Source organism: Archangium sp. (genome assembly GCF_036277355.1).
Classification (GTDB): domain Bacteria; phylum Myxococcota; class Myxococcia; order Myxococcales; family Myxococcaceae; genus Archangium.
On record NZ_DASUNC010000154.1, the window covers coordinates 71,191 to 79,651 of the forward strand.

The 8,461-nt window shown below is 67.0% G+C and carries 10 protein-coding genes and 1 other RNA gene; 9 read left to right on the forward strand and 2 right to left on the reverse strand.

The genetic code is table 11. The features are described from left to right. Window positions 1–214: 214 nt before the first annotated feature. The 8 genes from ssrS (at window position 215) to VFZ09_RS38560 (ending at window position 6,935) form a co-directional block, all read left to right on the forward strand. Window positions 215–406, forward strand: a non-coding RNA gene (gene ssrS, locus VFZ09_RS38525) — 6S RNA. A gap of 30 nt (window positions 407–436) precedes the next feature. Next, window positions 437–1,063, forward strand: coding sequence for a 5-formyltetrahydrofolate cyclo-ligase (locus tag VFZ09_RS38530; protein WP_143195821.1), 627 nt, complete (start codon window positions 437–439; stop codon window positions 1,061–1,063). Next, window positions 1,060–1,851, forward strand: coding sequence for a TIGR00282 family metallophosphoesterase (locus tag VFZ09_RS38535; protein WP_329732769.1), 792 nt, complete (start codon window positions 1,060–1,062; stop codon window positions 1,849–1,851). The genes VFZ09_RS38530 and VFZ09_RS38535 overlap by 4 nt, the downstream gene beginning before the upstream one ends. 59 nt (window positions 1,852–1,910) lie before the next feature. Further along, on the forward strand, window positions 1,911–3,173 hold the full coding sequence (gene tyrS / locus VFZ09_RS38540; RefSeq protein ID WP_329732770.1) for a tyrosine--tRNA ligase: 1,263 nt from the start codon (window positions 1,911–1,913) through the stop codon (window positions 3,171–3,173). A 52-nt stretch (window positions 3,174–3,225) separates the two neighbouring features. Beyond that, window positions 3,226–4,251 (forward strand): hypothetical protein, encoded by a 1,026-nt coding sequence (locus VFZ09_RS38545; protein ID WP_329732771.1) that lies wholly within the window; start codon window positions 3,226–3,228, stop codon window positions 4,249–4,251. Between the two features lie 162 nt (window positions 4,252–4,413). Next, window positions 4,414–5,310, forward strand: coding sequence for a hypothetical protein (locus tag VFZ09_RS38550; RefSeq protein ID WP_329732772.1), 897 nt, complete (start codon window positions 4,414–4,416; stop codon window positions 5,308–5,310). Between the two features lie 74 nt (window positions 5,311–5,384). Further along, complete coding sequence (locus VFZ09_RS38555; protein WP_329732773.1) at window positions 5,385–6,203, forward strand: DUF3396 domain-containing protein; 819 nt, start codon at window positions 5,385–5,387, stop codon at window positions 6,201–6,203. Window positions 6,204–6,242: 39 nt separating this feature from the next. Next, entirely contained in the window at window positions 6,243–6,935 is a 693-nt protein-coding gene (locus tag VFZ09_RS38560) for an SOS response-associated peptidase (RefSeq protein WP_329732774.1), read from the forward strand. A 6-nt stretch (window positions 6,936–6,941) separates the two neighbouring features. Here the strand turns inward: VFZ09_RS38560 and VFZ09_RS38565 are convergent, their stop codons facing one another. Both VFZ09_RS38565 and VFZ09_RS38570 read right to left on the reverse strand, forming a co-directional pair. After that, on the reverse strand, window positions 6,942–7,148 hold the full coding sequence (locus VFZ09_RS38565; protein WP_329732775.1) for a hypothetical protein: 207 nt from the start codon (window positions 7,146–7,148) through the stop codon (window positions 6,942–6,944). Window positions 7,149–7,197: 49 nt separating this feature from the next. Continuing rightward, complete coding sequence (locus tag VFZ09_RS38570) at window positions 7,198–7,845, reverse strand: RlmE family RNA methyltransferase (RefSeq protein WP_329732776.1); 648 nt, start codon at window positions 7,843–7,845, stop codon at window positions 7,198–7,200. Between the two features lie 72 nt (window positions 7,846–7,917). Here VFZ09_RS38570 and VFZ09_RS38575 point away from each other — a divergent pair, with 72 nt between their 5' ends. Further along, a complete protein-coding gene (locus VFZ09_RS38575) occupies window positions 7,918–8,325 on the forward strand; it encodes a hypothetical protein (RefSeq protein WP_329732777.1) in 408 nt (135 codons plus the stop codon). The last annotated feature ends 136 nt before the right edge of the window (window positions 8,326–8,461 follow it).

Consider the following 8,461-nt stretch of genomic DNA (forward strand, 5'->3'; position numbering starts at 1 on the left):
CTGCGGCGATGAGGGCCGCGAGGCCGATTGTTCTGGAAACGGACGCCATGAGTGAAGTGGGAGCCCCTCCATCATAGGAGGTGGCCGCCTGCCTTGTAAACGCGCGGCAATGGCTTGACCCATCCGCCCCGCGTTCTTATCATTCCTTCAGGCATTCCTGGGTTTCCCCAGGAGTTTCGAGCATTTGCAGTCAGGAAAGGTTTGGTAGAAGGGCTGTCCCCTGCGGGGCGCGTGATGCCCAGCAGAAATTCGAACCGATACGTCCATCACGGGGTCCGTTTCGAGCTCCATGAGCAAGCCCTCCCCTCGCGGGATGAGGGAAGCCTACGGAGCCACGACTTCGAACCCCACCTGGCTTTTTAGGGTTCAATGGACGCTAGGCACACGGCCATTCGGCGGGGGACTTTTTTCTTCACTCTTGGCGGGAGCGGGGCAGGTGGCGAGCGAGACGGTGGCACAAGAGGGAGCGGCTCGGAAGGTGTCGCTGCGCGAGGAGCTCACGGCGCGGCGCAAGGCGATGACGCCGGACATCATCGACGAGCGCGGGCTGAAGGTGCAGGCCAGATTCCTGGCGACGCCCTATTACCAAAAGGCGAGGACGGTGGCGCTCTACGCCCCCATTCGGGGTGAAGTGCCCACACGGGACATCCTCATCGCGGCACTGCAGGACGAGAAGATCGTCTGCTACCCGCTGTCCCACGTCCATGGACGCATCCTGTCCTTCCGGGCCATCAAGTCCGAGGCGGAGCTGGAGCCGGGCAGGCTCGGAGTACGCGAGCCCACCAACTCCGCCGAGCTCATCCCGGTGGACCAGATCGACCTGTTCGTGGTGCCCGGGCTGGGCTTCACACGGGACGGCAAGCGGCTGGGCCGGGGCGGCGGCTATTACGACGCCACCCTGAAGGCGGCCTCCGCGCGCAGCCGCCGCGTGGGCCTGGCCTTCGGCGACCAGGTCGTCGACACCATGCCGACAACGAATGACGACGTGGACATGGACCTCGTCGTCACCGAGTCGGAGACACTGCGCGGGCTCTACCGCGACTGGGACTTCCTGGACACGTGAAAGTACTCTTCATGGGCGATGTGGTGGGCAAGCCGGGCGTGACGGCTGTGCGCACCCTTCTCCCCAAGCTGATCGCGCGGCACTCCCTGGACCTGGTCGTCGCCAACGCTGAGAACAGCGAGGGCGGCGCCGGGATCTCTCCGGAGTCCGCGGAAGCGCTGCTCGCCAGTGAGGTCAACCTCCTGACGAGCGGCAACCATTTCTGGACCAAGAAGCAGATCCTCCCCTGGGTGGAGGAGAATCCGCACCTGCTCCTGCGCCCGGCCAACTACCCCAAGGGGGCGCCGGGCCGGGGGCACACCGTCATCCAGACGCCGGATGGGCGCAAGCTCGGGGTGCTCAACCTCGAGGGCCGCGTCAACATGAAGCCCCTGGACAACCCGTTCACGGTGGCGCCGGACCTGGTGGCGGAGCTGCGCAAGCAGACGCCCTGCATCCTGGTGGACATGCACTGCGAGGCCACCAGCGAGAAGAACGCCATGGGGGCCCACCTGGACGGCAAGGTGTCCGCCGTGGTGGGCACCCACACCCACGTGCAGACGGCCGACGAGCGCATCCTCCCCGGCGGCACGGCCTACATCACCGACGTGGGCATGTGTGGCCCGCTGGACTCCGTCATCGGGATGAAGAAGGAGTCCTCCATCGAGCGCTTCATCACCCTGCGCCACGTCCCCTACGAGCTGGCCAAGAACCTGGTCTACCTGCAGGGCGTGATCATCGACATGGACGACAAGACGGGCAAGGCGCGCGGCATCGAGCGCGTGCGCGAGCACCTGCCGGGAACCTGAGCGCGGGCGTGACGTCCTTTGTCCACCTGCCCGCGTTTTCGGGTAGGTTGCGCCGCGTCATGTCCGAAAATCCGCTGCGCAAGGCGACCCCCCAGGAGCAGTTCGAGGAAGTGACCCGCGGCACCGTGGACATCCAGGTGCCCGAGGAGCTCAAGAAGAAGCTCGAGCGCTCGTACGAGACGGGCAAGCCGCTCATCATCAAGGCGGGCTTCGATCCGAGCCGGCCGGACCTGCACCTGGGCCACTCGCTGCTGCTCACGCGCATGCGGCGCTTCCAGGACTTCGGCCACCAGGTGGTGTTCCTCATCGGTGACTTCACCGCGCTCATTGGAGATCCCACGGGCAAGAACGCCACGCGCCCCGCCCTCACCCGCGAGGAGGTGAAGGTCAACGCGAAGACGTACCAGGACCAGGTCTTCAAGGTGCTGGATCAGGCCAAGACGCAGGTGCGCTTCAACTCCGAGTGGTTGGACAAGCTGGGCACCGAGGGGATGATCCGCCTGGCGGCGCGCTACTCGGTGCAGCGCATGCTGGAGCGCGACGACTTCAAGAAGCGATTCCGGGAGAACCGCTCCATCGCCATCCACGAGTTCCTCTACCCGCTGCTGCAGGGCTACGACTCCGTGGCGCTGAAGGCGGACGTGGAGCTGGGCGCGACGGATCAGCTCTTCAACCTGCTGGTGGGCCGGCAGCTCATGAAGGAAGAGGGCATGGAGCCCCAGGTCATCATGACCGGGCCCATCCTCGAGGGCCTGGACGCGAAGATGGTCGACGGGAAGATCGTCGGCGAGAAGATGTCCAAGAGCCTGGACAACTACGTGGGCATCAGCGAGGCGCCGGATCAGATCTACGGCAAGCTGATGAGCATCACGGACGACCTGATGTGGCGGTACTACGAGCTGCTGTCGTCGCGGACGCTCAAGGAGCTGGGCGAGCTGAAGCAGAAGGTGACGAGCGGGGAGCTGCACCCGAAGGCGGCCAAGTCGGGCTTCGCGCAGGAGATGGCGGCGCGCTTCCACGACGCGGAGTCGGCGCAGAAGGCGATGCAGGCCTGGGAGGAGCGCTACTCGCAGAAGAAGATCGTCGCCGAGGACCAGCCGCTGGTGGAGGTGGCGATGGGTGGTGCGCCGAAGCTGCCGCTGGCCAAGGCGCTGGCCGAGGCGAAGCTGGTGGCGTCCGTCACGGAGGCGCGCAAGCTGATGGGCCAGGGCGGCGTGCGCGTGAACGGGGAGAAGGCCACGGACCCGAAGCACGAGCTGGACGCGGGCGAGTACCTGGTGCAGGTAGGCAAGCACAAGTCCGCGCGCCTCAAGCTGGCGTGAGCCCCCTCGCCCTCTGGGAGAGGGCCGGGGTGAGGGTATCCTCCGCGGACCCATGCGGACCCTCACCCTGCTGCTGATTGCCCTCTGTACCCTCCCCTTCCGAGCCCACGCCTCGGGCGCCTTCGTCTCCAGCACCCGGCTGGAGGCGGTGACGGAACCCGGATCCACCCAGGTCGTCTTCACCGTCGAGCCGGGCAAGGCCTATCCCGTCCTCAAGAAGGGAGGCCCCGAACGCGCGTGGTGCAAGCTGAAGGGCGCCACGGCCGAGGGCTGGGTGAAGTGCGACGGCACGGCGGAGCTGCCGGAGCAGCCGCGGATGAGCGGTGAGTTCCTGGCCTCGAAGGACCGCGCCCCGGAAGCCGCGCCCATGCCGGCCAACATCCCCCAGGCCACGGGCTGCGCCACCCGCTGCAACAACCCGCCCCTGTTCCGCCAACTCCCCGCGCTCAAGCCGGTGGACCGCGAGGTGCTCGGCATGTGCCCGGCGCGGCCGGACGCCTCGGTGAGCCGCGGCGACGTGCAGCGCTTCATGTCCGCGCACCTCGATGATCCGCGCATCCAGCGGGCCCTGTCCGCCGCGGGCCGCACGGGCTCGCGCCAGGCGAACATCGAGTGGCTCACGGGCCTGTGGGTCAGCACCGGGCCGCGCAACGCCTTCACCCACGTCTTCTGCGGCGATGAGTGGCTGGAGAAGAACATCGGCGGGCTGCACTACCTGCCGCGCTACGCCCAGCTCGAGTCCGAGGGGAAGCTGTGCTTCGACGGCCCGGCCCGCGGAGGCAAGGCGCTCCAGGGCTCGCAGTACCTCATCCGCTTCCGCGGCGTGGCCCCCTGGTCCTGCGCCGAGAAGAAGCTCGGCGGCTTCGCGCAGGCGGAGGACCCGGTGGCCATGGTGGCCATCGGCACCCGCGCCTTCGCCCGCTGCTGCGCTCGCGATGGAGCCAAGAAGGAGGGCGGCGTGTACTCGGCACCGGACCTCGGTGGCAAGCCGTGGCGCATCTGGTGCGGAACACGCAATGGCACCTACGGCATCGCCACGCTCTACCCCACCGACGAACGGCCCACCTGCGGCGAGTGACACCGCCCCCCGCAACGACCGGGGCACAACCCGGGAACCCCGATACCCTCACCCCGTCCCTCTCCCGAGGGGAGCGGGGTGGGTTCGTGAGTGGGGACCTGGGTGGCCTGGGTGGGTGGCGCCCTGGATGTTGTCGAGCTTCTTCGGGAAGCTGTCGCCACCATGTCCACCCGTCCTTCAGGCCCGCCGGGCCAAGAGCAGAGGCAACCATCACCCGGGCCAGGCCTGCCGGGGCTGTTCGTTCTCGTGCTCCTGGCAGGAGGCTTCCCGCTGGGCGCACTGGGCCAGGGGCTGGGCTCCATCGGCACGGCTCGCCGCGCCACACCGAGCCAATATGCGCAGACCATGGACTCCGCGACGAATGGCTGCCTGCGCAATCCCGCCTGCTACAAGCCCCCGCCAGGAGAAGAAGCCATCATCCCATGGCTGAATCACACCGCGAGCGCGGCCCGCACCGCCTCCACCGTGTCGATGATGCTCGAAGACGCGGATGTCAAAATCATCGAGGGCCTTCTGACCCGGTGCGCCCGGCAAGCAGATGAGAAGGTCAACAAGGAAGATGATGAGCTTCAAGGACAGGAGCCCACCCGGGAGCAGTGCAAGAAAGTAGTCCGCCGTGAAGCAAATCGAGAGGTAACACGAGCCATGGAGCTCGGCACCAGGAAGCACGAACTGGCACTCGATTGTATACGGGCAGCAGTCACGGAACGCCTGGCGAAACACATCAGCGTGGAGCCAACCTACCAAAAGGATCCCCATACGGGACAGTGGCGGTGGATCGATCCCAAGCAGGTAGAGGAATGGCTGCAGCTCGGGCTGAAGAGCAAACTGTGGGGAGCGCTGGTTCCCGATGTCGTCGTTCATGCACCGGGAAATCCAAATCAGGCCCAACGCCTCTACGATCTCAAGTTTCCCTGCCCTCCTGAAAACGATCCTTCTTGGGGAAGATACGCTCCCGGACAACCCCACCATCCGAAAACCCAGGAACAGATGTACCGGGATGCACTTCGCCTGGAGAAAAAGGATGTATCCTTCTCCACTCCCAAGGGAATCAAATGATGGGTACTCACTACCCACGCATCCGGATCGATGCAAGCTACAAAAAGAAAAGCTCTCTGCTCATCCGGGAGAGTGTGAGCATCACCTTCTACATGAAGCGCTCCCATCAAGAGATCGTGCGGGACGTCATGCGCGCCCTGCAGGTCTACCGCCGTGCGGTAGGACCCCAAGCTCTCGGCTGGTACGCCGACCCGTATAGCGGCGATTGGGATGAGCTCGGTGACAAGGGTTGGGCATACATCCAACGCGAGATGCTCGAACAACCCGCCACCTCCATCTGGCTTCGAGAGCTGCCCAATGCCACCACGGGGTATGAATTCCTCTATCAAAGCCATCTGCTCGAGGTGTGCGAAACAGACGCGGCAAGCACGGTGTCCTTCATGCTCCCCACGGAATACCTGGAGGAGCATGGACCGGACCGGGTACGCGCGTTGGCGCTGGAATTGGCGAAGGAGTTGCCCTTCAACTCCGGTCATGCCGGGCTCTGCTTCAATTTCCCGGAGAGCTTTCTCGGCGTCCTCGACGCCATCCGGGACCTCTCCTTCCGCTACCCCGGCCTGGACATTCCGGGAGTGCACTTCACCTCACTGGAGATCGGCACGCGGGTAGACGGGGTGCACTGGCTCAACTTCCTGGGCCCGCCCGTACTTGGGGAACTGGGGGGCGCGGCAAGCCTGTCCGCGCGCCTGCGTTCTCCTGGAACCACCGTGCAAGCACTCGACGAAGAGCGGGCCGTGGTGACGCTGGGGGAATGGCCGGAGGCCGGAGACATGGAGCAGGGCCACACCCTGCCGGCCTACCGTGAGCTGGCGCACGTTCTGGAGCCCTGGATCCACCTGGACCGCTTCTCCCAGGGCGCCCTCCAACGGTGGGAGCGCCGCTTCCTGGACTGAGGCTCGCCGCCCCCGCCCTCCCGGGGCATACTGCGGCCCATGTGTGGCCGCGTCACCATCCAGACCCCCGCCCTGGCGATCGCCCGTGAGTTCTCCCTCACCGGCATCCGCACCGCCCTCGAGCGCCCCCGCTACAACCTCGCCCCCACCCAGCTCATGCCCGTCGTCATCAACGACGGCGAGCGCATGCTCGACGCCTACCGCTGGGGCCTCATCCCCTCCTGGGCCAAGGAAGCCTCCATCGGCAACAAGCTCATCAACGCCCGCGGCGAGACCGTCGCCGAGAAGCCCAGCTTCCGCTCCGCCCTCAAGCGCCGCCGCTGCCTCGTGCTCGTGGACGGCTGGTTCGAGTGGAAGCAGAGCACCCAACCCAAGACGCCCTTCCTCTTCCGCCGCGAGGACGGCCGCCCCATCGCCTTCGCCGGCCTCTGGGAAGAATGGACCGCCCCCGACACCGGCGAGCTCCTCCGCACCTGCACCGTCATCACCACCGGCCCCAACCACCTCATGGCCCCCATCCATGACCGCATGCCCGTCATCCTCTCGCCCGAGGCCCAGGCGCTGTGGTTGCGTCCGGAGCCCCAGGAGGCCTCGGCGCTCCAGCCCCTGCTCGTCCCCAACGAGGACGAGCCCCTCGAGGCCTGGGAGGTGGCGCGCGTGGTGAACTCACCGGCGAACGACGTGGCCGCCTGTATCGAGCGCGTGGCCAGCCAGTCCACGCTCCTCGTCTGACGCCCGCTAGTCGCCGAAGATCTTCCGGAAGAAGCGCACCACCGAGAACGACACGGCCGTGTCATTCGGCCGGCCCCGGGTGTCCTCCTCCAGCGCCACCGGGGGCTTGTGCGCCTCCGGCTCCACGGAGAAGACACTGAACTCGTCGTCGCCGCCGAGCGCGTTGAGCGCCTTGCGCGAGGCATTTCCGCGTGTGGGCTTCTGGTCGGACATGGGCCTGGCTCCTAGGGGTGCACCGCGCGCCAGTGTAGGACGAGCCCCGTCACGGCGCCACGGGGGCCGGGGCGGGCGGCGCCTTCCGGCGCAGGCCCACCACGTACACCTCCATGCTGGCGCCACGGGTGGCCTCGGGACGCACCAGCTTCACCTCCTCGAAGCCGGCGCGCACCTCGTCGCGGAACTCCTCGAACTCGCCGCCCATGAAGAGCTTGGCCACGAAGGCCGAGCCCGGACGGCCCCGGGTGAGCGCCAGCTCCAGCGCCTTGCGCGCCAGCCGCAGGCTCCGGGCCTCGTCCGTGGTGCGGATGCCGCTCGTCTTGGGCGCCATGTCCGAGATGACCGCGTCGAAGGGCCCGTCGTAGAGCGCGCTCAGCTTCGCGTCGAAGTCCTCGGCCAGCACGTCCAGCACCGCCGTCTTCACGTACTGCTGCGAGAAGGGACGGATGGCGACGATGTCCACCCCGATGACCCGGCCGTTGGGGCCCACCGCGTCCGCCAATATCTGCAGGAAGCCGCCCGGCGCGGCTCCCAGGTCCAACACCGTGGCGCCCTTCTTCAGGAAGGGGTAGCGCTTGAGGATCTCATCCACCTTGAAGGCGGAACGGGCCCTCAACCCTTCTTGCTTGGCTTTCTTGAAATAGTGGTCTTTCGGACGGTAGGGCTTGCCCATGGCGGATGGGCTCCCTACCATCGGCTACTGTCTTCGGGAAGCCGGAGCAGTGACGGGTGTCGTGGACCCGTGAAACGGCGGACCGGAGGGGCCATGCGACTGTTCAGCGTGACGACGGCGGTGTGCGTCTCCCTGCTGACGGCGGCTTGCGCGGCGGGGTGCTGGTACCGCGCGGAGCAGCTGCGCTCGGAGGCGGACTGGCTGCTGGAGCGAAGCAAGGCGCAGGCGAGCGAGTTCGCCCAGAGTTTCAACGACTCCCTGGCCACCCAGCAGCTCGAGACGTTCGCCAGGCGCCGGGCGGTGCTGGAGCGGGCCCACGTGTGGCAGCGCGGCCAGGCGCTGGCCATCATGCTCACCGTGGCGGCGGGGACCAGTGCCTGGCTGCTGAGCCTGATGCGCCGCCTGAATGGCGAGCTGGAGGAGGCGAGCCGGGACCTGGAGGAGGCGAAGGCCGCCGAGCCGGTGTCCCTGGGAGCCGCCGTGCGGCCCTCGCGCTCCTAGCCCGGATTATTCACCAGGGCCTGGCGAGAAGCCGCGAAGGGGCCGTGCGCAGACCCAGGGGGCACGATCTGGCTCGTTGCCCCTATCTGTCAGGTGAGCGGAAGTCAGGTTGGCAAAGGGGCGCCAAATCCGTGGG